At 58.7% G+C, this 21938-nt stretch carries 13 protein-coding genes; 6 read left to right on the top strand and 7 right to left on the bottom strand.

What is annotated here, in order from left to right:
* Positions 1–32: 32 nt before the first annotated feature.
* The gene (gene tsaE / locus THTE_RS05135) at positions 33–551 is read left to right on the top strand and encodes a tRNA (adenosine(37)-N6)-threonylcarbamoyltransferase complex ATPase subunit type 1 TsaE (RefSeq protein ID WP_095416776.1); all 519 of its coding nucleotides are present in this window, start codon (positions 33–35) and stop codon (positions 549–551) included.
* Between the two features lie 292 nt (positions 552–843).
* A complete protein-coding gene (locus THTE_RS17880; RefSeq protein WP_157731779.1) occupies positions 844–1653 on the top strand; it encodes a BON domain-containing protein in 810 nt (269 codons plus the stop codon).
* Here THTE_RS17880 and THTE_RS05125 read toward each other — a convergent pair.
* The 4 genes from THTE_RS05125 to fliG all read right to left on the bottom strand — a co-directional run bounded on the left by THTE_RS05125 (position 1535) and on the right by fliG (position 10795).
* Complete coding sequence (locus THTE_RS05125) at positions 1535–2761, bottom strand: hypothetical protein (RefSeq protein WP_095414425.1); 1227 nt, start codon at positions 2759–2761, stop codon at positions 1535–1537. The two genes, THTE_RS17880 and THTE_RS05125, sit on opposite strands and share 119 nt — an antisense overlap.
* Positions 2762–2819: 58 nt before the next feature.
* The gene (locus THTE_RS05120) at positions 2820–6767 is read right to left on the bottom strand and encodes a secretin N-terminal domain-containing protein (RefSeq protein WP_157731777.1); all 3948 of its coding nucleotides are present in this window, start codon (positions 6765–6767) and stop codon (positions 2820–2822) included.
* Between the two features lie 236 nt (positions 6768–7003).
* On the bottom strand, positions 7004–9616 hold the full coding sequence (gene mutS / locus THTE_RS05115) for a DNA mismatch repair protein MutS (RefSeq protein WP_095414423.1): 2613 nt from the start codon (positions 9614–9616) through the stop codon (positions 7004–7006).
* A 183-nt stretch (positions 9617–9799) separates the two neighbouring features.
* The gene (gene fliG, locus THTE_RS05110) at positions 9800–10795 is read right to left on the bottom strand and encodes a flagellar motor switch protein FliG (protein WP_095414422.1); all 996 of its coding nucleotides are present in this window, start codon (positions 10793–10795) and stop codon (positions 9800–9802) included.
* A gap of 575 nt (positions 10796–11370) precedes the next feature.
* On the opposite strand from fliG, the gene THTE_RS05105 reads away from it, so the two are divergent.
* Positions 11371–13449, top strand: coding sequence for a methyl-accepting chemotaxis protein (locus THTE_RS05105; protein WP_168175789.1), 2079 nt, complete (start codon positions 11371–11373; stop codon positions 13447–13449).
* Positions 13450–13528: 79 nt separating this feature from the next.
* Here THTE_RS05105 and THTE_RS05100 read toward each other — a convergent pair whose 3' ends face one another.
* A complete protein-coding gene (locus THTE_RS05100; RefSeq protein WP_095414420.1) occupies positions 13529–14509 on the bottom strand; it encodes a sugar phosphate isomerase/epimerase family protein in 981 nt (326 codons plus the stop codon).
* A 215-nt stretch (positions 14510–14724) separates the two neighbouring features.
* Complete coding sequence (locus THTE_RS05095; protein WP_095414419.1) at positions 14725–15591, bottom strand: ThuA domain-containing protein; 867 nt, start codon at positions 15589–15591, stop codon at positions 14725–14727.
* Between the two features lie 313 nt (positions 15592–15904).
* Between THTE_RS05095 and THTE_RS05085 the strand changes: the two genes are divergently transcribed.
* A complete protein-coding gene (locus THTE_RS05085; protein ID WP_237260205.1) occupies positions 15905–16915 on the top strand; it encodes an NAD-dependent epimerase/dehydratase family protein in 1011 nt (336 codons plus the stop codon).
* Positions 16916–16979: 64 nt separating this feature from the next.
* Here the strand turns inward: THTE_RS05085 and leuS are convergent, their stop codons facing one another.
* The gene (gene leuS / locus THTE_RS05080; RefSeq protein ID WP_095414417.1) at positions 16980–19847 is read right to left on the bottom strand and encodes a leucine--tRNA ligase; all 2868 of its coding nucleotides are present in this window, start codon (positions 19845–19847) and stop codon (positions 16980–16982) included.
* A 412-nt stretch (positions 19848–20259) separates the two neighbouring features.
* Here leuS and THTE_RS05075 point away from each other — a divergent pair, with 412 nt between their 5' ends.
* Together THTE_RS05075 and lpxC are read left to right on the top strand one after the other, a co-directional pair.
* A complete protein-coding gene (locus THTE_RS05075) occupies positions 20260–20961 on the top strand; it encodes an OmpH/Skp family outer membrane protein (RefSeq protein WP_095414416.1) in 702 nt (233 codons plus the stop codon).
* A 68-nt stretch (positions 20962–21029) separates the two neighbouring features.
* Positions 21030–21905 (top strand): UDP-3-O-acyl-N-acetylglucosamine deacetylase, encoded by an 876-nt coding sequence (gene lpxC / locus THTE_RS05070; protein WP_095414415.1) that lies wholly within the window; start codon positions 21030–21032, stop codon positions 21903–21905.
* Positions 21906–21938: the final 33 nt, after the last annotated feature.

Raw genomic sequence — 21938 nt, 5'->3', positions numbered from 1 at the left:
GGCGTGATTTGATGACTTTGTGTTTAAAGCAGATGTCAGACAATCCAGCCACGAAAGCGGACTACATTTTCGTTTCCAACAGTGAGGAAACGACTCGGAAAATCGGCGAGCTTCTGGCGGGGCTGCTCTCACCCCCGTCATTGGTGGGTCTGATTGGACCGCTGGGGTCGGGAAAGACGAGATTTGTGCAAGGGCTGGCCCGCGGGTGTGGAGTGGCCGAGGCGGCCGTCATCAGTCCCACCTTTGTGCTCATTCATGAATACCCCGGTAAGATACCCGTTTTTCATTTTGACGTCTATCGCCTCAAAGACAGCGAAGAATTTCTCGAATTGGGGGTGGAGGAATACCTCCAAAGGCCGGGTATCTGCGTTGTGGAATGGGCGGACAGGGTGGCGGACGTGCTTCCCCCCGATCGGCTGGATGTAGAGCTGAGCATCGTGGATTCGTCCACCCGCCGCGTCATTCTAAGGCCTTTGGGGGAACATTACCGTCAGGTGGCCGGGAAAATGATATCAATTTGGCATCACTACTCTGGAGCAAACAAGTGTTGAGATCAAACTGACAACGCCGAGCACGGGCTCCAAATCCTCGCGCAGTCCTGGGCCGGTCTCGTGGGACGTGCCGGTTGTTTAATCTTATGGGAGTTCCTCCAACGGCTTGGCCATTGCTCGACGATATCTTAGCAGGCTGGAATATGGCCGCTGGGATCACCAAAAGCCGCAAGACGACCAACTAATGCCGTCCGGCGAGGGATTCGACCACGCCGACGGTACGCAATAGGATGAATGGGGGGATAAACTATCACTTGCGACTCCCACCTGGTGGGCTTAGGGAGTAATGGTCATGAAGCGATCCAAACTTTTTGCCACGGCTGTTCTGGGATTTGTCATGCTTTTCGGCGTTATGACCGGATTACCGAGCACCTTCGCACAGACGACGGGGAGTAGCCTCTTTGGCACCTCGCAAACTCTGGGAAGCAGTCTCACGCCGGGCACCAGCACGCGGATTTCCGGGAGCAATCGGGCCAGTACGGGGTTAGGCACCTCAACTTCCATTCCCATTACCAGCGGCCAATTCATGAATATTCAGTCCGTCAACATGGCGGAGCAACTCTTTGGAAGCTCGGATACCTTCGTCGGGGCGGAGGCTTCCGAGGCGTTTAATCCGCTGAGTGTGCAGGGCACCGGGACAAGCCGTTCCGGCATGACTTCCGGGTTGACAAGTCGCGGCTCTCTTTCCACGTTGGGGCGGAGCACCCTGGGCACGTCGCTTCTAGGTGGCAGCAGCCTTTTGGGTTCCAACCGATCCACGCTGGGTTCTCGTACCTCCTCGCGATTTGGAACTGCGGGACGCGGTCGCACGCAACGGGATATTATTCCCTCCGCACTTCGGGTGGGATTCAGCGCCCCGCAACCGGCATCTCAAACGGTGTCGCAGGAATTGACGGCCCTGGTTTCGCGGGTCACCAGCCAGCGATTGGCCAACGGCACTCCGCCCAATATTCAGGTGGCCGTCGAAGGCCGGACGGCGATCCTCAAGGGGACGGTTCCCTCAGCGATTGATCGGCTTGTGCTGGAACGGTTGCTCCTACTGGAGCCGGGAATTGATAAAGTTCAGAACGAACTGGTGGTTGCTGGCCCAACCGGCCAATAAGCGTCCCCGGACTGACGGGAGCTTCCGGCGGGGAGTACGTGAGCGGGCTTCCCGGTGGCGACCAGCGGTGAAATTGACGCTCTCCAGGTCGGGGGGTTCTTTCCCCGTTTGCTTTTGCCTCCTGGTCACTGTTCTGCGATCCTGGGAGCACATTGGCCGGTGACGCGGATTCGAGGGTGGATGATGCCCGGCCCGGGGGCGACGTAACAGATCCATCGTTCTCCGAAATGGTGGGACCGGTTGGACCCACCTGCCCGTGACGCGAAAGGTTCAAAGTTAACGTCTGCATCCGCCGTCGCGCCGTTGCACCGTTGTCAGACTGACCCCGTTCAGCTTCGGGATTGTCCGACGTGGACGAAGCCTTACTTTCCCGGGCAGCCGTCCCAGCGGCCGGGATGACTCCGGCCGATCCACTTGTCCCGCTTTGTGTTGTAGAAGTCGGCACGACCGCACGGTCCTGAACGACCTTGTGTTGAGCCGTGGGTTGCGCTGCTGCCCCATTCTGGCTTGTTTGCCCGGCTAGAAAGGAAGAATCCAAACCGGGGAGGAAAACCCTCGCCTGCTCGCTGACCACCGATGGACCATTTTCCGGAATAAACCGGGCGATGAGGCTGATTCGCTGGGCTTTGGGGGAAAATTCATCCCAGGGAATCAGGATGTTGTAGGACGGTCCCAGTTTGGAGTCCGAGTAAACCTTTTCCAGTTGCTCATTGGTGAAGACAAATTTCCGCACGGGCTTCAGGTTCTCGGGCGGTGGTAAATTGTCGTCAAAGGCATAGACGACCAAGGTTCCCCGTACTTTCATGGGGCGACTCATGTCGGCCGGGTAAAAATAAACGCGACCGCCGAATCCCCGATAAGGGGGGCCGGAACGGCGTTCGATGAGCGCTTCTGTCCAGAACACCACGACGGACTGCACTGGCTTATCGGAAGCCTCCTGCCAGGGAATATTCCGCCGCAGGTCGAACCGCGCGCACCCAACCGCCAAAGCCGGAAGGGCCGCGAGGGTGCAAATCCAGAGCGGCAAATTCCCGGTTTGTGCCCCCGGCTTCTCGCTGACGGTTCCATCCGGGGTTGGGGTTTTGCTTCCTTGCCAATTCCACCGCATATGTGTCGATCTCCGTATCCCGGATTTCCGTTATGCCGACGTCCTTGGATGTGCCGTCCTATCGTCCCGATGGCGATCCCGTTGGGCGTGTTCTTGTAGCACCGGCAGACGCACCAGTTTCCTGCCGAAATGGATTGGAAGGATCGGCCGGGGCACTATCGGAGATATGGCTGACACCCACCTGTTCGGTCGGCGTCCCATAGCCAGGCGTTGGAACGGGAGCTCCCAGGATGGGCGACGGGCTAAACTGGCTTTGTGCATCGTTCATCGGCTGCGTGGGTTGCGCTCCCGAAGGTGCGGGCGTGGGAATCACCTCCTGCCGTTCGGTGCTGGGGGTTGCCGGTGTGGGCATGGGCCCCTGTTCGACGCTGCCTGTAGCGGGCGGGGCCATGCCGTCGTGAAGCGCCACCACATCCGCCAGACACCAGTGCATCCGGGCGGCTTCGATCTGTTTCACACGCTCGATGTCCTCTTCGGATCGGACCACGTGTGGCGTGAGAATAATTAGCAACTCGGACCGCGAGGATTCGTCAATGTCGTAGCGGAAGAAATGTCGCAGGATGGGAATATCACTCAGTCCAGGGATTCTCCGGTTAGTCACCGACCGGCTCTTGGTAATCAGCCCGGCCAGGATGATTGTCTGACCATCGGCCGCGCTGACCGTAGTCTGGGCACGCGTGGTGTTGATTCGCGGCGAGCGAATGACCTGCCCGGCAGCAGAGACCGAAATCGGTATCCCTTCAGACTCGGGACCGACATCGGATTTTTCCGCATTGATCTCCATCACCACCTGACCATCGGGACTGATCCGCGGGCGAACCAGGAGGATCAGACCGGTGTTGGTGAAACTCACGCTGTTCACCTGCACGTTCTGCGTCACAGAAGTTCCGGTAATCGTGGGAACCTGCTGACCAACCTGGACGAAGGCCGGCTGATTGTCCAGGGCCATGACCTGCGGCCGGCTGAGAACGTCCAACCGGCGTTGCTGACGGAGTGCGCGGATCAATACGCTCACCGCTTCGCTGGATGCAGAAAGCACCATACCGCCGAAACCGAGCGTGGAATTCCCACGGCCGACCCCGAAGTTGGAGATCGCCTGGGCACCGACCACATCCGGCGATGGCGCGGAGGTGTTGTTACCCAGCGGACCTGTGCTGTTGAAGAGGAATCCCGGCACCCCGGCAACGCTGCGGTTGAAGAGGATCGGGTCCTGAATACCCAGCTCAATGCCGAACTCGTCCGTGTTGCTCAGTTGCACTTCGGCAATGAGCACCTGGATGAGGACCATGGGCGGCCGCTCATCAAGCCGCGTGATGATTTCCACGATTTGGTCGTAGTATTCCGGCGTGGCGCTGACGATGAGGCTGTTGCTCACCGGCTCCGGAACGATGACGACTTCTTTGCTCAGGAACTCAAACGTGCTGAAGGCATTGACGTTTAACTGGCGGACCTGCCGCTCATTCGTCAGATAGGTGTTGATGGCGCTGGCCACATCGTTGGCCGGGGCATTTTTCAGGCGGAATACCTCCGTCTTTCGCTTGATAATTTCCGATTCGTCAAGCCTGAGGAGAATGGCTTCCACGACGGCCAGATCACCCGCTGATCCGCTGGCGATGATGCTATTGGTCCGCACGTCCACGGCAAATCGCAAGGGAATCAGGGAGCTTTCGCCCTCTTGTGCCCCTGTTCGGTAAGCCGGCTGAGCGGCTGCGCCGGCGGCTCCCGCAGTCACTGTGAGCGTTTGCCCAAACAGGGTCTGCAACATATCGGCCAGGGCCTGGGCATCTCCGTTGACGATCGTGAACACTTTAACCTGGGCTTCCGCCGACGGGAGCCGATCGAGTTCCGCGATAAGAGCGGCAATGAGGGGCATGCTGTCGGAAGGAGCAGACACTACCAGAGCATTGGCACGCACGTCAGCGGTAATCCGCACATCCGTCACGATCCCCGATTCGAGCAACTGTTTGCCTTCGGTATCGACGGTGAGGAACCGCAGCCGGGTGGAGCGGATTTCCTGCTGCTGCTGCTGCCCTGCCGCCTGTGCTGTGGTCACCTGACCGGTCGCCGTCTGTCGAAGCGCTCCTGCCGCGCCTGTGGCTGATATGGCCTGTTGCAGAACCGTGGCCAGTTCACTGGCCAGCGAGTTTTTCAGCGTGAACACGCGGATTTCATTGACCGCCTCGGTGGTGGGCACGTCCAGCTTGGCGATCATTTGCTCGATTTCGAGCATATCCCGAGGAGATGCCTTGACGATCACCGTGTTGGACCGGAAGTCCGACGTGATGAGAATCCTTGTTCCCAAACCTCCTCGGTTCTGATAAAAGGTCGTCAGCCGTTGCTCCACCGTGGTAGCCGAGGCGTGCTTGAGCGGGAACACTTTGAATTCGGTTTCGGGTGAAACAGGCCGATCCAGCTTCCCGATGAGCTCCAGGACGGTGCGAATGGCTTCCTGACGCCCCACCAGAAGAATGGCGTTGGGTTTGACCAGGGCGATCATGGTGATGGGGCCGCGTCGAGCGGCATACACGGCCTGATAAACCTGGTTGAGGATCGTCAACAGGGCCTCGCAGTCCACGTGGCGGAGGAGCACCACGCGGATTTCCGGTTCGGTCTCCACACTGAGTTCTTCGATTTGCCGGATGATCTGCATCACCCGTTCCACGTCCCGCCGATTACCCCGGATCACCAGCACGTCCAGTCCCTCGAGGTATTCAATCTGGACCGGTCCAACAAGACCGCCTCCTCCGGCGGGCGTCTCCGCACCCGGGGCCTGCTCCGCACCGGGGGCCGGTGGTTGCGGCTGTCCTTCGGCGGGCGGCGGCTGGGAGGGCTGCGTCTGACTGGGTTGTGGCGGCTGTGATTGTTCCTGGTTCTCGGGCTGCTCGACTTGAGCAATCAGATTCGTGCCGATATTCTCCGCTTCGGCTTCGCTGGCCGTGGTATTGGCCACGCGAACCGCCCGGGTCAATTGGTGCACACTTTCTGCCTTGGTGGCACTGAGCGGAACAAGCCGCACCGTTCTTGTTTCCGTGTTGGGAGGTCCATCCAGCGCGTGGATGAGCTGGCGGGCAGCAGGCATCGCCCAGGCAGGTCCCCGCACCTGGATGCGATTGGTCTGTCGGTGGAAACTCAGACTGAGCTTTTCCCCGGTCCGCAGCGTGATTTGATAGCCAGACGGCTGAGTCGACCCGGGCGCTAGCACTGGCTCCAGGGCCGGTCCAAGGGTTTCCTTAAGAAACGCTTCGACCTGCGCCACCTGTGCGTTCCACAAAGGGGCGTCCTCGGTGATCTGCAGGCCGCTGGAAACTGGTGCTGAGTGCGGGCTGGTTTGACCGGTGGCCGGGCCTGCCGCACTCCCCGCGTTTGCCGGTGTAGCCGATCCGATTGGGCCGGGAAGCGGTGGCAGCAGTCCATCTGATGGCGTCTCGGCGCCGACGGGGAGAACTCGCACCGGGCCTCCCCTCCCGGAGAGACTCGCCTGACCCGGTTGTTGGTTCATGACCATCCCTGCAATAGCCATTTGAGCGTCTTCCGGAGCCACCACGAGAAGCTGGGACGTGCGGTTGTCCACCCTAATGCGGACATCCTGCCTGCCTGCATATTGGGCGCGGAGCTGGGAAGCGATGGTTTCAATACTTGCCCGCGGGAGAGGGTAATTCTTGACCACGATGGGAGGATTTCGAGGAACCTGCTGGGTCGAGCTCTCAGGTGACGGCTGGTCCAAAGCCCTGATGACGCTGCTCACCACTTGCAGGTCTTGCTCCGTACCGGAGATCAATATCCGCTGATTCTGAGCATCAACGGTCACCCGCGCGGAAGGCGAAAGAAGCTGGCGGATGACCGGCTCGATTTGCTCCGGCGGTGCATGTCGGAGCTGAAATTCTCTGAAGGGAGCGTTTTGGGCAAAACCCCGTGAAGCAACCAGACAGAGACCCGCGGCCAGGACGATGACCAATCCCGCTTTGCCAAGCCACGCAGCGACTGGGCCGTTGAGCCGTGCAATCATGGAATGCCCTCGACTGTCTTGAACGCCTAACAACCTCGTGTCAACAAGGAGACCATCGACACCACCGTCCAAGCCCGTGTCATCCTCATAATCGGCAAAACTTTCCCAGTCATTCACAAAGACTTTATCGGTTAGACAAGATTTGACGACGAAAGACGAGAACAGAGAAAGCCGGGAAAGAATGAACAGATTAGACAAATTAAGAAGAGAACTCAAAAACAGCAGCTTGAGTTCGGCTATTGGGCCGCTTTGCGACCTGCCCGCCGAGTTCGACCGCGAAATTGCTCCTGCCACTTACGTATCTTTTCGAATGCCTCGAGCGGCGTCAGGCGGTTGAGGTCGAGCTCCCGAAGTTCTTCCACAAGAGGATGTTCCAGCGGTTCGAAGAAAGTAAGTTGAATTGCCCGGCCGTCACCTGTCGTCAGCTCCCGGGATGGTCCCGCCAGTGTCTTACTGCTTTCCAAATGGGCCGACTCCAGCCCCATCAGGATCTCCTTGGCCCTTTCGATGACGGGACGGGGCACCCCCGCAAGCTGGGCCACATGGATGCCGTAACTTTTGTCTGCCGCGCCGGGAACAATTTTGTGCAAAAAGACGACCTGGTCCTGCCATTCTCGGACGGCCACGTTGTAGTTCTTGACTCCCGGCAGGAGTTCGGCCAGTTCCGTCAGCTCGTGATAATGGGTGGCAAAAAGAGTCCGGCAACCGATCCGGTTGTGCAGATACTCCACAACCGCCCAGGCCAGCGAAATGCCGTCATACGTGCTTGTGCCCCGGCCGATTTCATCGAGAATGACCAGGCTCCGTTTCGTGGCGGAGTTGAGAATCCGGGCGGTTTCGATCATCTCCACCATGAACGTGCTGCGGCCACGGGAAAGATCGTCGCTCGCACCGACCCGGGCAAATACCCGATCTGCTACACCGATGGTGGCCTCTTTCGCCGGAATAAATGACCCCATTTGTGCCATAATGACAAGCAGCGCAGCCTGCCGGATGTAGGTACTCTTGCCCGCCATGTTGGGTCCTGTGATGAGAATGACGGGCGCCGCCCCTTCTCCACAATGAAGATCGTTGGGCACAAAGGTCCCTTCTGGTTGCGTGAGGTCAAGAACCGGATGGCGGCCCTCCAGTATCTCCAGAACAGGCTCTTCTACCAGTCGGGGACGGCAGTAGCTCCGTTCTCTCGCCAACTCAGCCCAGCCGGACAAAACGTCAAGTTCGGCCAGCGCTCCCGCCGTGGCCTGGAGGACTCCCCGATGGGCGAGCACGCTCTCGCGAAGTTCCACAAAAAGCTGGTATTCCAGCTCCTTGGCCCGCTCGTCCGCCGAAAGGACCTTTTCCTCGTACTCCTTCAATTCGGGTGTGATGAATCGCTCGGCGTTTTTGAGCGTCTGTTTGCGGAAATACTCGGGAGGAATCTTATCCCGGTGTGTGTTTGTGACCTCGATGTAATAGCCGAAAACCTTGTTGTAGCCTACCTTCAGAGAAGGAATTCCCGTTCGCTGAATTTCCTGAGCCTGATATCGGGCAATCCACTCCTTGCCGCCACGGGCCAACTGTCGGAGTTCGTCCAGTTCGGCGTGATAGCCGTCCCGGATGAAGCCTCCCTCCGTAGCGGCGAGAGGGCACGGGTCCACAAGCGCTGCGGAGAGACGGCTTTCCAACTCCGGGCAGGCATCGACGGCATCTCCGATCGCGCGGAGCCGATCACTCTCACAGGTCGCCAGGAGCTCCTGAAGCGGCGGGATCTGACGCAAGCTCTTCGCGACGCTCAGCAGATCGCGAGGTGTGCAGCGACCTGTGGTGATCCGTGTGATCAACCGCTCCAGATCGAACACCCGCCGGAGATGCTCCCGAATCCGCTGGCACAAATCGGGCCGTTCGAGTAACTCGGCGACAGCGTCCTGACGCTGTCGAATGGCGCCGATATCGGTCAACGGGGCGGCCAGCCATTCGGCCAGCAGGCGCGCCCCCATGCCGGTCACAGTCCGATCCAGGACCCACAGGAGGGTTCCCTCGCGCTGGCCTTCGCGCATCGTTCGCACGAGTTCCAGGCTTCGCCGGGTGGCCTCGTCGATCTCCAGGAATCTCCCGGCCTGATAGCGGAGCAACCGCTCGATATGGGGCAGGCGTGTCTTCTGGGTTTCCTCGAGATAATCGAGAATCGCCCCCGCCGCACACAGGGCCGGTACGTCTTGAGAATCGTCCCAGGAAAAGCCAAACCCCTCAATCGCCCGGGCTCCAAATTGCCGCGTCAAGAGGGGTTCCACATGAACCGGCGAGAACACCCATGCCGGCCGCCGCGTGACCATCACGCCGTCCAGCTCCGGTGGGGTTTCGGACGACTCATCGGGCCAGAGGACTTCCGACGGCTGGATCCTCACCAATTCGTCGAGCAGACTTCCGCGGGGAAAAACACCGGCATAAAACCGACCGGTGGACAGGTCCACCCAGGCCAGACCCAAGGGATCGCCCAGGGCCAAGGCAGCGAGGAAATTCGGCTCGCGCGGATCAAGCAGCGCCTCATCGGTGATCGTTCCCGCCGTGACGATGCGGGTGATTTCCCGCCGCACCAGGCCCTTGGCCAGCTTGGGGTCCTCCACCTGGTCACAAACGGCCACGCGAAAACCCGCCGCAAGAAGTTTCGCCAGATACGACTCAAGCTGGTGATGGGGAAACCCCGCCATGGGGATGGCGTCCTCCCCCTTATCCCGACTCGTCAGGGTGAGATTGAGCGTCTGGGCGGCGATTTTCGCGTCATCGAAGAACAGTTCGTAGAAGTCTCCCATGCGGAACAGAAGGAGCGCGTCGGGGCACGCCCGTTTCGCCTCCAGGTACTGCCGCATCATGGGAGTGACTCGTTCTTCCATAAAAGCCGGATGCAGGTCCGAACAGAACGATCAAGGATTCCAGGCCAAGTCGTCGCAATCGGGAAACCCTTTACTACCATCATAAAGGGTTTCCACGCGGCGCATGAAGGACGAGGGACGGTCGTCGGAGAAGGGGCGGACCACCCCAAGCCAGCGGGCCGATCAGACAATTAGCCGCTCTTCTTCCTGGTTCGTGCTGACGGTGATTTCTCCGGCATCTTCCAGGCGGCGAATGATATCCACAATTTGCTGCTGAACCTGCTCCACATTGGAAGCCCGGACCGGCCCGAGATACTCCATCTCCTCCTGCAGAAGAGCCGCCGCCCGACTGGACATGTTCTTGAGAATCTTTTGCTTGAGTTCGTCGCTGGCTCCTTTGAGGGCCATGGCCCACTGCGAGTTTTCGACGTGCTTGAGAATCGTTTGAATATCGCGGTCGCTCAGTTTGGTGATGTCTTCGAACACGAACATGAGGCGGCGGATTTCGTCCACCAATTCCGGATCTTCCTGCGCGAGAGCATCGAGGATGTGCCGTTCCGTGGCGCGGTCGATCACGTTGAGGATCTCCGCCACCGTGGGAACGCCCCCGGCGTTTTCAAACCGCTGGCTCATCACGCTCGCCATGCGGGACTCGAGGCCCTTTTCCACCTCATGGATGATGTCCGGGCTGGTCTGCCCCATCGTGGCGATCCGTTTGATGACGGCCACCTGACGTTCTGGTGGCAATCCCCGGATGATCTCCGCCGCCTGATTGGGGGACAGATGTGACAGAATCAGGGCGATGGTTTGCGGATGCTCATCAATCAAAAACGTGAGGAGGTTCTGGCTATCGACCTTTTGAAGGAAGGCAAACGGCAGGGCCTCGATAGACTGTTTGACAGCCTCCAGCGTGGCGCTAGCGGCTTTTCCGAGGGCCTGCTCGATCAATTCCTTGGCCACCTCCAGGCCGCCTTTTCCCCCAGTCAATTCGGCCGGGCTAGCCTGCGTGAATTCTCGGAGAGCCTGTTCCTGCTCTTCCGCCGTCACCAGCCCCAGGCGTGCGATTTCGATGGTCACCGCCTCAATCTGCTTGGGTTCCAGGCGCGTGAGAATCTGTGTGGCCTGCTCGCGGGGCAGGCTCATGAGAAGAATCGCTGCCTTTCGGATATCGCCGGCCATGACGGATGATTATTTCCCTCGCCAGGCTCAAGCCCACTGGCCAACCTGCCCCGTGGCGCACTCAACGCATTCGGCCTTTGGCTACCGGGGACGCGGCCCTTTTGCGCCCTTCACCTCAAAGGAGCGTCACTGTTCTTTTTCTCGCCTTCAATCGTCGCACGCTGGTGGGGACACAGGAATGAACGTGTACACCCCAAAAAGTCATCGGCTTGTCCCAAAAGAATTTCTGAGGGCGAACAGGGCTCAACGTTACTCTAGGAAGAATAGTTAATTTGTAACCCCAGCAAAACCGTTATATTCTCTCCAAACAGCCCTCTCTTACACCTTGTCTTGCCATTTTGCCCAGAAAAAACGGGCAGTTATGACTCCAATCACCACCTGTGAGCTAAGTATTGATGAGGAGCTTGCGGGCCAGGCAAGCAACTTCACGTCGCGATGTTTTAGAGTATTTTTGCTCCAAATTACTTCTCAAGTGGGCTTTGGCTCATATTCTGTCGAGCCGTTTTTTCGGATCTTTGGTACTGTCCTCTGCTTTCCAGGTGGTGAGTCTTCACATTTTTTGGAGGAATGAACCCGTGAAACTGCAAACCAAAATCATGGGCTTGTGTGCGGTCGGCGTTGTGTTGACCGCCTCGGTAACAGTCTCCTTGGTCTTCATCAACAAAGGTCGACTGGGCGCCCAGGTGCGCAAGGAAGTGGATCTCCTCGGCCAGGATACCTGCCGTCAGGTAGCGCTGGGCGTCCGCAACATGCTGGAGGTTTACCACCATTCGTTGCTGGCCAGCCTGGATCGGGCTATCAAGACTGCTTCAGAGATTGCCCGTAACCAGGGCGGATTTTCAATTCATCCCGAGGAAACGGTCACCTGGCAGGCCGTGAACCAGTTCACCAAACAGAGCCAGGCGGTGCAGCTTCCCCGGATGTATATCGGCAATACCTGGTTGGGGCAGGTTACCGATTTCTCCACTCCGGCCCCGTTTGTGGATGAAATCACCAAACTTACCGGCATGACGTGCACCGTCTTTCAGAGGATGAATTCGCAGGGAGATATGTTGCGGGTGACGACCACGGTTCGCACGGAGCAGGACCGCCGAGCCGTGGGGACGTTTATTCCCGCAGTCAACCCGGATGGATCACCCAATCCCGTCGTTTCCACCGTACTTCGCGGCGAAACATACACAGGGAAGGCATTTGTCGTGAACAAATGGTATCTCACCACCTATGTTCCCATTTTTAACGACAAGCGAGAGGTGATAGGTTGCCTTTACGTGGGCGTTCCGCGTGACGACATCGCGGAGCTGCGTCAGGGGATTATGAACATCGTGGTAGGGAAAACAGGTTACGTTTATGTGCTTCAGGGAACGGGAGAAAAGCGCGGCACCTACGTGATCTCACAAGGCGGCAAACGTGACGGAGAATGCATTTGGGAAGCTAAAGACGCGGATGGCCGATACTTCATCCAGTCAATCATTGATAAGGCCCTCAAGCTCAAGCCGGGCGAATGCGCTTTTGAGCGCTATCCCTGGAAAAACCCAGGTGACAAAACAGCCCGCTGGAAAGTTGCCGCCGTCACCTACTTCGAACCCTGGGACTGGGTGATCGGTGCCGGGGCCTACGAGGACGACTTCCAGGACGCTCTGGGGCGGGTCGACCAGGCCCTCAACAGCATGCTCTGGTGGACGCTGGCCGGTGCCACCACAATGACCCTGGTTTGCTTGGGGGTGTCCTTCGTTGGCACCCGGCGGACTGTTCAGGGGCTGCAGCGGGTCGTTAGCCTCCTCAAAGACATAGCTCAGGGCGAAGGCGATCTGACCAAACGTTTGCCTGAAGAAGGGAACGACGAGGTGGCAGAGCTGGCACAGTGGTTCAACCGCTTCGTGGCACGTCTCCAGGAAATGATCCACCAGGTCGTGGTCAGTGCGGATCAATTCACAGAGGGTGCCCGCATTGTCGCCGAGAGCGCCCAGGTGGTCGCCCAGGGTGCCCAGACGCAGTCTGCGAGTGTGGAAGAAATGACGGCTTCCATCGAAGAGTTGACGCGATCAGTCACGGCGATCCGCGAGTTGGCCGCCGAAGCCGACAATTTGGCCCGCCAGAGCAGCCAATCCGCAGAGCACGGCGGCGCAGCCGTGGCCAAATCGGTGGAGGCCATGCAGGCCATCCGCGAAAGCTCCAAGCGGATCGCCGACATTATCCAGGTGATTTCCGAACTTGCCGGCCAAACGAATCTTCTGGCGCTCAATGCGGCTATCGAAGCTGCTCGAGCCGGTGAGCACGGCATGGGCTTCGCCGTGGTGGCCGATGAGGTTCGCAAACTCGCCGAACGGACCAACCACGCGGCCCAGGAAATCGCCCAGCTCATTCGGGAATCGACACGCCTTGTGGAAGAAGGTGCCCGCATGAGCGACAATCTGGGCAGCTCCCTCGAGGAAATCCTCAATAACATTAAAGTGACCGCCGAGAAAGTGTCGGCGATTGCCCAGAAAACGAACGAGCAGATTATGGTGGCCAAAGAAGTTCAAACCGCCGTGCAGGGCATTGCCCAGGTAGCCGAGCAGTCAGCCGCCGGAAGCGAGGAAATGGCCTCCAGCAGTGAGCAACTCGGCGCGCAGGCGGATGCCTTGCGACAACTGGTCAGCGGATTCAAGACTTGATCCCGCAGGGGTTTTTGTGACTCGCGTTGCGGCAAGCGCTGTCGGTCGGCCAAACCCACGTGGAAGTTTCCGACGTTTTTCAGCCCATCTCGGCCGACAGCGCTTTTTTCACGGCTTCGCGCACTGATTCCAGGCCCCGACGGGCGACTGTTTCCACCTCCACTTTCGCGTACTGGGGATTGAATAACTCCAGCGACAAAGCCCCGTGGAATCCGATATCCCGTAAGACACGGAGAATCTGGGTCAGGGGGGCCACGCCTTCCCCAGGAAATACGCGATCGGAATCGCGGATTTTCTCCCGCGGTGGATCGCCTGGGTAGTCGTTCATATGGAAAACGTGGAGGGCTGCGCCATTAAATACGCGGAGCCCCTCCGGTCGCGATCCTCCCCGATAGATATGAAATACATCGAAAAGGGCGCACGCATCGGGATGTCCACACTCCACCAGAACGAATGCAGCCTCGCTGAGACGACTTAAATTGGCGGAACCACCCCAGATTTCTAACTGCGGGGTAACACCCATCGACTGACCGATTTCGAGGAGTTGGGCGTATCGTTCGGCCACCCTTTTCAGGTCCAGTACCGGCGGATTGTAGGCTCCAGCGGGAGGAGCGGCAATGCGATTGCCGCCCAATTCGGCGATCCACTCCATTTCTCGCTTCATCTGATCGAATCCCCTGGCCCGCTGGGCGTCGTCATCCACCATCCACGTCGGAAAACCGATGGCGCTTTCCACGCGCACGTTGGCATCTTGCAACCTTTTGCGCAAATCCGCCAGCTTTCCGCCTTGCTGAAGGAACTCTTCGATCTCCCGGGTCCAGGGCTCGATGCCGTCGTAGCCCACCCTCGCCGCCAGATCGATCTCGTCGGGTAGCGGCAGCTTATGGGAACGAATGGTCGCCGTATTGAGGCAGAATCGGAAGCCGGGCGAGGCGTCTCCCGTGGCCGATCGCGCGGGCTGTGTCGCTCTACCCGCCAGCGACACGTGAGGTGCGATCAGCGCTGTCCCCACAACTCCGAGAAAACCTCGTCTGGAAAGTGTGCCCGATGAAGTCTCCATAGGATGCACGGTCCTCTTCAACTCCTGATCGAAACCACCCGGCGAGCTGCCAAATCAAAGCGTGTTCTCAAATCCCGGCAGGGACTGTTCGCAAAAGCCCCTGCCGGGTCTGGGGCAGCATCGGCATGTCAACCGACACATATAACAGCCAGCGTGTTGTGGCCGAGCCAAATGTGCTTTGGCTACCAAGCGACACCGAAGAATCAGCAATCCATCTATCGCGTGAGTTGATTTGCTCCCGGCGTCACCTCCTTGATGTTGGGAACCGGGTCGAAGGCCACTTCTCCCAGCACCCAGGCGAGCGCACCAAGGGTTAGGTCCTTCATGATCTTGCTTTCCCAAACATCTTCACGATGTCCCAGGGAAGTGTAAAACACCCGGCCCTTGCCGTGCATCCGAGCCCAGGTGGAGGGATACGGCGGCCGTTGGTAGCATGCATCCACCATGCCCTCGGTATCCTGGATCAGGATGACGTGGAGGTCATCCGCAAGATTCTTCATGGCGTACCATTCTTCCAGCATCCGGAAAGACTCACCGAGGTTTTGGCAACCGGGAAACTTGGGCGACGCGACCCGGATCGTGGCTTCCTGCTGTCTGCCGTGGCTCAGGAACTCGCCACCGATCATCTTCACAAACGGGGAAACCTCGCTGCCACGGCTGTGGAATGCATCGTTGGCCGCGTGAAAACCGATGACCCCCTTTCCCGCGGCAATGGCGTCGAGGAGTCGCTTCACGCCTGTCTCGGTAGCCGGTGGCTCGTTCGGCCGATCGACCGGCCTGGTCCAATCACCGGTCGCATAGAGGGCGATGGCATCGAATTGGTCGAGATCGCCATCGAACACCCCGCCGTCTTTGCTACATACCACCTCCACGTTGACCTCCTTGCACCACTCCGTGAGCAGCCGTTCGGAATGGGCGAGGTCTTTTCCTTTTCGCGCCACCACCGAATGTTCAAAGCCTGCCGAGCGGGTGAAATAGAGGATTTTCCGAGGTTTGCTCCAGGAGGCTTCGGTCCAGCGGAAGGGCAAGGCCGAAACTAAAGCGCCAGCGCCTGCCGCAGCGAGGAATTCACGGCGTTTCATGATGCAAGCTCCTTGTGCGAGGAACAAAACAGGTGAGAACGTTGAGAAACCGCTTCAATCCTGGGGAAGGCGATCTTTTTACAAAACCGATTTTTATGATAGCATCGTTTCTATTCGACGGCGACACCCGGCTGGCCTTTTCGCCTTCGGCCACCGCGGACCGCCGTCACAGCGGTTCCGACGGCTGTCTCACGTCACCCAACAGAGGGTGCTTTGGCTTAACACAGTGGGCCAAGCGCTGCGTCCGACGCGGAACGTGCCGGGAGCGCCGGCGGGGTTCAGAGACCATCTGTAACAGGAGCCTTCCAACGGCATGCAAGAAAAGGTGGCGACGATGGGCGAACGCTATCTGGTGACGGGTTGTGCTGGTTTTATCGCCTCCCGCGTTTGCGAGATGCTGCTCGCACAGGGCCACGAAGTGCTCGGCTGGGATGAGATCAACGACGCCTATGATCCGCGGTTGAAAGAGTGGCGTCTGAATAACCTGAAAAGATTCCCCCAGTTTCGCTTCGAGCAAGTCGACATCTCAGATGAAGCACAGGTGGAAAACGCGTTTGCCAGGGCGGGCAAGCCTGCCTTATCGGCCGTCATCAATCTGGCAGCCCGGGCGGGGGTACGGGCAAGCGTTCGCAATCCAGCCGTCTATTACAAAGCCAACTGCACGGGAACTCTGGTCCTCTTAGAGTTCTGCCGCCGTTATGGGATCAGCAAATTCATCCTCGCCTCCACTTCCAGCCTCTATGGGGCCCACAATCCCGTTCCCTATCGTGAAGATGCCGACACCAACCGTCCGCTGTCGCCCTATGCGGCCTCGAAAAAGGCGGCCGAGACTTTGGCGTTTACCTATCACTACCTGCACAAACTGGACGTCACGGTGCTGCGGTACTTCACGGTTTACGGTCCAGCGGGCCGGCCAGACATGAGCATCTTCCGTTTCATCCGTCAAATCGCGGAAGACGAGCCGATCATCGTGTACGGAGACGGCACGCAGAAACGGGACTTCACCTATGTGGACGACATTGCCGCGGGCACCATCGCCGCCCTTCGCCCGTTGGGCTACGAGATCATCAACCTGGGCGGCGATCGCTCCGTGGAGCTGAACCACGTGATTCGCCTGATTTCGGAAAAACTGGGAAAACAGGCGAAAATCGAGCGGCGTCCGCCGCATCCGGCCGATGTCCGCGCCACCTGGGCGGATATCCACAAAGCAAAAGAACTCCTGGGCTGGGCGCCAATGGTACCCATCGAAGAAGGCATCGCGCGATGCGTCAATTGGTATCTCACGCACCGCGACACGATGCGGACGATCAGTTTGGGGGACTGAGGTGATGTGCGGGACGCCGTCTCCCCCGTGGCATCTATTTCCCAATTGATAACCTTCCCGCGGCCTATTTGATTACGAAATTAACCAGTCGCCCGGGCACAACGATCGTCTTCACAATCTCCTTCCCCTCCAGCAAAGAGGCGATCCGCGGCTCCGCCCGGGCGAGCTTTGCAAGGGTTTCCTGGTCGGTGTCCGGGGGGACAACGATCCGTCCGCGAAGTTTGCCGTTGATCTGAATCGGCACTTCGATCTGCCGTTCCCGCACGAGTTCCGGATCATACTCCGGCCAGGGTTCGTAGGCCAGCGTTTGATTGTGACCGAGAAGCTGCCACAATTCTTCGCAAATGTGCGGCGCAAACGGGGAGAGCAGCAATACGAAGGTCTCCATCACCTTTTTCGGCCGCACTTCTTGCTTGAGAAAGAAGTTGACAAATTCCATCATGCGGGCGATGGCGGTGTTGAACTCCATTCGCTCCACGTCCTCGGTCACCGCTTTGATCGTGCGGTGGAGCACGCGGTTTTGCTCTTCGGTAGGCTCTACATCCTGAACAGCCTGGTTGAGCCGTGCCTCTTCCGCCCGCTCATCCACAATCATCCGCCACACACGGTCGAGGAAGCCACGCACACCGTGAACGCCCTCCATACTCCACGGCTTCGTGGACTCGAGCGGTCCCATGAACATTTCGTAAAGCCGCAAGGAATCGGCTCCGTACTCGCGAACAATATCATCAGGATTGACCACATTGCCCCGGCTCTTGGACATCTTATACGCCCGGGCATCGACGCGAATGGCAGGATTCTCTTTGAGGACGAAAACGTCTCCCCGCTTTTCCACCTGGTCCGCGCGGAGTTTGATCGGCCGCACGGGTTTGCGTGTGGCTTTCACCACAAATCGCATCTCGCCGATTTCTTCGATGTCGTCCTCACTAACCCAGGCTCCGGATTCGTCCTGGTAACCTGTGTATTCCAGCTCGCCGAGGATCATGCCCTGATTGACGAGCTTCTGGAAGGGCTCGGGCGTGCTCACCAGGCCCCGATCGTAGAGGACCTTGTGCCAGAATCGCGCGTAGAGCAGATGGAGCACCGCATGCTCTGCTCCGCCCACGTAAAGGTCGACTGGCATCCAGGCCTTTTCCAGTTCGGGATCCACCAGGGCACGATCATTTTTGGGATCGATGAACCGCAGGTAGTACCAGCACGATCCCGCCCATTGCGGCATGGTGTTCGTTTCGCGTTTGTAGCGTTTTCCGTCCCGTGTCACATACAGCCACTCTGGTGGAGCCTTCTCCAGGGGAGGTTCAGGCGTTTCGTGCTTGGCATCGAACGGCATGTCGGCAGGCAGATCGAGCGGCAATTCTTCCGGGGAGAGCGGTCGCACGCGTCCCGTCGGTCGCCCCTGGTCGTCGAGTTCGTGAAGAATGGGGAACGGTTCTCCCCAGAAGTGCTGACGACTGAAGATCCAGTCCCGCAGCCGATAATTGACCGCCTCGCGTCCCAGGCCGCGACGCGCCAGGTCTTCGGTGATTCTTTTCTTGAACTCGGCCGTGGGCAGGCCGTTGTACGGTCCGGAATTGATCGCCACACCATCTTCCACAAACGCGACCTTTCCGGCCAGCACATCTTCCCGCGAGACACCCGGCCGGTCACCAGGATCGACCACGGGAATAATGGGCAAGTTGTATTGCTTGGCGAATTCAAAGTCGCGGGTGTCATGGGCGGGCACCGCCATGATCGCCCCTGTTCCATAGGTGGCCAGCACATAGTCCGCAATCCAGATGGGAATCAGTTCGCCATTGACCGGGTTGATTGCATACGATCCCGTAAAGACCCCGGTCTTTTCCTTGGACAGTTCCGTGCGATCGAGATCGCTTTTTCGGGCGGCCTGTTCGCGATAGGCCTCGACGGCCTCGCGGTATTCGGGGAGGGTGAGTCGGTCCACAAAAGGATGCTCGGGGGCAATCACCATATAGGTCGCACCGAACAGAGTATCAGGCCGAGTGGTGAATATCCGCAGGCAGGCTTCATCAGGTTTCTTGGGAAAACCGGCCAGCTCCCGATCGCGGCACCAACCCTCATATTCTCGGCGGGATGGAATGCCAGGCTGCTGCCAGAACGTCCCGATGAAGAAATCCACCTCCGCTCCGACACTTCGGCCGATCCAGTTTCTCTGAAGCGTTTTGATGCTCTCTGGCCAATCGAGGAGATCAAGGTCTTTTTCCAGGCGATCGGCATATGCCGTGATCCGCAGCATCCACTGCCGTAACGGGATGCGGATGACCGGGTAACCGCCACGCTCGCTGACACCTCCCACCACCTCTTCGTTGGCCAGCACAGTGCCGAGAGCCGGACACCAATTCACCGGAGCTTCCAATTGGTAGGCGAGACGGTGTTCATCGCGGTAACGCTCGATAGCATCCTCTCCCTGAGCGGCAATTTCTTCCGGAATGGGCAGTTCGCTGATCGGCCGTCCGCGCTGCTGTTCGGTGTCGTACCAGGTGTCGTACAGGATTAAGAAAATGTACTGCGTCCAGCGAAAATAGTCTGGATCCGTTGTGGCGAACTCCCGATCCCAATCGTAACTGAAGCCGATCATCTTAAGCTGCCGACGGAAGTTCGCGATATTGCGGTAGGTTGCTATTCGGGGATGCTCTCCAGTCCGTTTTGCATGCTGTTCCGCGGGAAGTCCAAAGGCGTCCCAGCCCATCGGATGGAGCACGCACTTGCCCTTCATTCGGGCGTAACGGGCCATGATATCCGTGGCCGTGTAACCTTCGGGATGCCCCACGTGGAGCCCTTCGCCACTCGGATAGGGGAACATGTCCAGCACGTAGAACTTCGGTCCGGTGGGAAGCCGCGGACAGGCAAACGTCTTGTTTTCCTCCCAGTAACGTTGCCATTTGGGCTCGATGATCGACGGGTTATAACGTGGCATAGGGCAGTCCCTCGCGTCATTCAGCCAGTAGAGTTAGTCCTTATGGGCTGGCGTCTGTCGCCGGCCGATTTATTCAGCGCCGAACCCCGATATCGGTGGCAAATACCCCCCTCTGATCGGGGTGCAGTTGGGCAAATACGCAAGATTTAATTCTGCTGGAAATGCGTCAGAAATGTGGATTCTAACGACTGAGGGCAACGGGGGTAAAGGGAAGGTTCGGGAAGCGATTCAGCGGTCGGCTTCCCGTCTGCCAGGCCCCGAACCCGAATGAGCTGTCTCGTTTCTCCCGGCCTTTTACTTTCGCCTTTTGAGAATTCGGAACTGGTCTCGACGCGTCGCAAGCAAATCGGTACTCTTAGGAAGTGATTTTTGGTCAGGAGCGACCGTCAACAGTACTTCAAGGAGGAAGATCATGTTGAAAAGGCACTGGCTTTGGCTGGGAGCGGGACTCCTCTGTGTCAGTGGAACTCTCGTCTATCAACTGGCTGCGCAACAGGTGGCACCTCCTGCAACTCCAGTGCGGCCTTCGGCCGTCCGCAATATCGCAGTGGTGGATATCGAGTACATCTTTAAAAACCACCTTCGCTTCAAGCAAGAAATGAGTGCTTTGAGGTCCGAAGCCGCTGCCGTGGAGCAATGGGCCCAGCGGGAACAGGAGTCCCTTAAGGCGCTCGCCGAACAACTCAAGGACCATCAGCCGGGATCTTCCACTTACAATCAAATTGATGACACTCTCGTTAAGCGGCAAAAGGATTTTGAGGCGGAAGTCATCAAGAAACGCAAGGAATTCCTGCTGCGGGAAGCCAAGCTCCATTACGCTACGTATCAGGAAATCGTCAACGAGATCCAGTATCTCGCCGCGGCCAACGGAATCGTGATGGTCCTGCGGTTCAACGGTCAGGAGGTCGATCCGAATTCGCCCGACGATGTCCTCCGCTACATCAACCAGCTGATCGTCTACAAAGCGCCCGAGCTGGACCTGACTCCCATAGTCCTCCAGCGGCTTAACGCCCGGGCTCAGTCGGCGACGACATCTGCCTCCACGAATTCGTTGCCGGTGGTTCCCAACCAGGGCGGTTATCCTCGGCCAACCACTCCGGGCACCTTGCGGTGAGAGTGGCAACAGCGGTGATTGGTCTGTCGGCAGAACTGTCAACCCTTGGATAACGATTTACGACCTGGATGCTCTCCTTCAGATCACAGCAAACGATTGCTCGCCCGGTGGCCGTCGAGGGCTTCGGATACTGGTCGGGTGAAGACTGCCGCGTGGAGTTTCGGCCGGCACCACCCAACACAGGAGTGGTGTTTGTGCGTGAAGACCTCCGCCATCGCCCGCGAATTCCCGCCCGGCTGGAATATCGTATCGAAATGCCGCGGCGGAGTTGTCTCGAATACCGGGGCGTTCGGGTGGAAATGGTGGAACACGTCATGGCGGCGCTGGGCGGCCTGCAGATCGATAATTGTGAGGTCGCCGTGACCGCCCCCGAAATGCCGGGCTGCGATGGCTCCGCCCTGCCTTTCGTGGAAGCCCTTCTGGCGGCGGGAATTATCAAGCAATCCATGCCACGCCCGGTGCGCGTCCTGAGCGCCGTTGTGCGCGTGGAGGAGAATGGCTGCTGGTTCGAGGCACGTCCCGGGCTGGGCAAGGAATGTTTCATGCGGTATCTCCTGGACTATGGGCCAGAGGGGCCGATCGGACGGCAGAGTTTCGGTCTCACCTTGACCCCCGAGACGTTTCGCCGGGAACTCGCCCCATGCCGTACCTTCATGCTCAAGGAGGAAGCGGAATGGCTTCTCTCCCAGGGTTTGGGACGTCGCACCACGCCGCGGGATCTGCTCGTGTTCGATGAGCACGGGCCCATTGACAACGAACTGCGGTTTCCCGACGAGTGTGTTCGGCACAAGTTGCTCGACATGGTGGGAGATCTGGCACTTTGTGGATGTGATTTGGTGGGCCGATTTTGCGCCTATCGCAGCGGTCACCGGCTGAACGCCCAACTGGGCTTGCAGCTCATCCGGCAGTTTCCCGCCGTAGATTCCCTGCGATCGTGCGCATGAAACCCGGCTACCAAAAGTTAAATGGGGAACCGA

Source organism: Thermogutta terrifontis, assembly GCF_002277955.1.
Lineage (GTDB): Bacteria > Planctomycetota > Planctomycetia > Pirellulales > Thermoguttaceae > Thermogutta > Thermogutta terrifontis.
The sequence above is the reverse complement of the archived record's forward strand: the minus strand, read 5'-3'. Positions and strand labels throughout refer to the sequence as shown.

Excerpts from the sequence above, each read along its gene's own strand:
- fliG (WP_095414422.1), bottom strand. The coding sequence starts at position 10,795 with ATGGCCGGCGATATCCGAAAGGCAGCGATTCTTCTCATGAGCCTGCCC.
- THTE_RS17880 (WP_157731779.1), top strand. The coding sequence starts at position 844 with ATGAAGCGATCCAAACTTTTTGCCACGGCTGTTCTGGGATTTGTCATG.
- THTE_RS05125 (WP_095414425.1), bottom strand. The coding sequence starts at position 2,761 with ATGCGGTGGAATTGGCAAGGAAGCAAAACCCCAACCCCGGATGGAACC.
- THTE_RS05100 (WP_095414420.1), bottom strand. The coding sequence starts at position 14,509 with ATGGAGACTTCATCGGGCACACTTTCCAGACGAGGTTTTCTCGGAGTT.
- leuS (WP_095414417.1), bottom strand. The coding sequence starts at position 19,847 with ATGCCACGTTATAACCCGTCGATCATCGAGCCCAAATGGCAACGTTAC.
- THTE_RS05095 (WP_095414419.1), bottom strand. The coding sequence starts at position 15,591 with ATGAAACGCCGTGAATTCCTCGCTGCGGCAGGCGCTGGCGCTTTAGTT.
- lpxC (WP_095414415.1), top strand. The coding sequence starts at position 21,030 with ATGCTCTCCTTCAGATCACAGCAAACGATTGCTCGCCCGGTGGCCGTC.
- THTE_RS05075 (WP_095414416.1), top strand. The coding sequence starts at position 20,260 with ATGTTGAAAAGGCACTGGCTTTGGCTGGGAGCGGGACTCCTCTGTGTC.
- THTE_RS05085 (WP_237260205.1), top strand. The coding sequence starts at position 15,905 with ATGCAAGAAAAGGTGGCGACGATGGGCGAACGCTATCTGGTGACGGGT.
- THTE_RS05120 (WP_157731777.1), bottom strand. The coding sequence starts at position 6,767 with ATGATTGCACGGCTCAACGGCCCAGTCGCTGCGTGGCTTGGCAAAGCG.
- tsaE (WP_095416776.1), top strand. The coding sequence starts at position 33 with ATGTCAGACAATCCAGCCACGAAAGCGGACTACATTTTCGTTTCCAAC.
- mutS (WP_095414423.1), bottom strand. The coding sequence starts at position 9,616 with ATGATGCGGCAGTACCTGGAGGCGAAACGGGCGTGCCCCGACGCGCTC.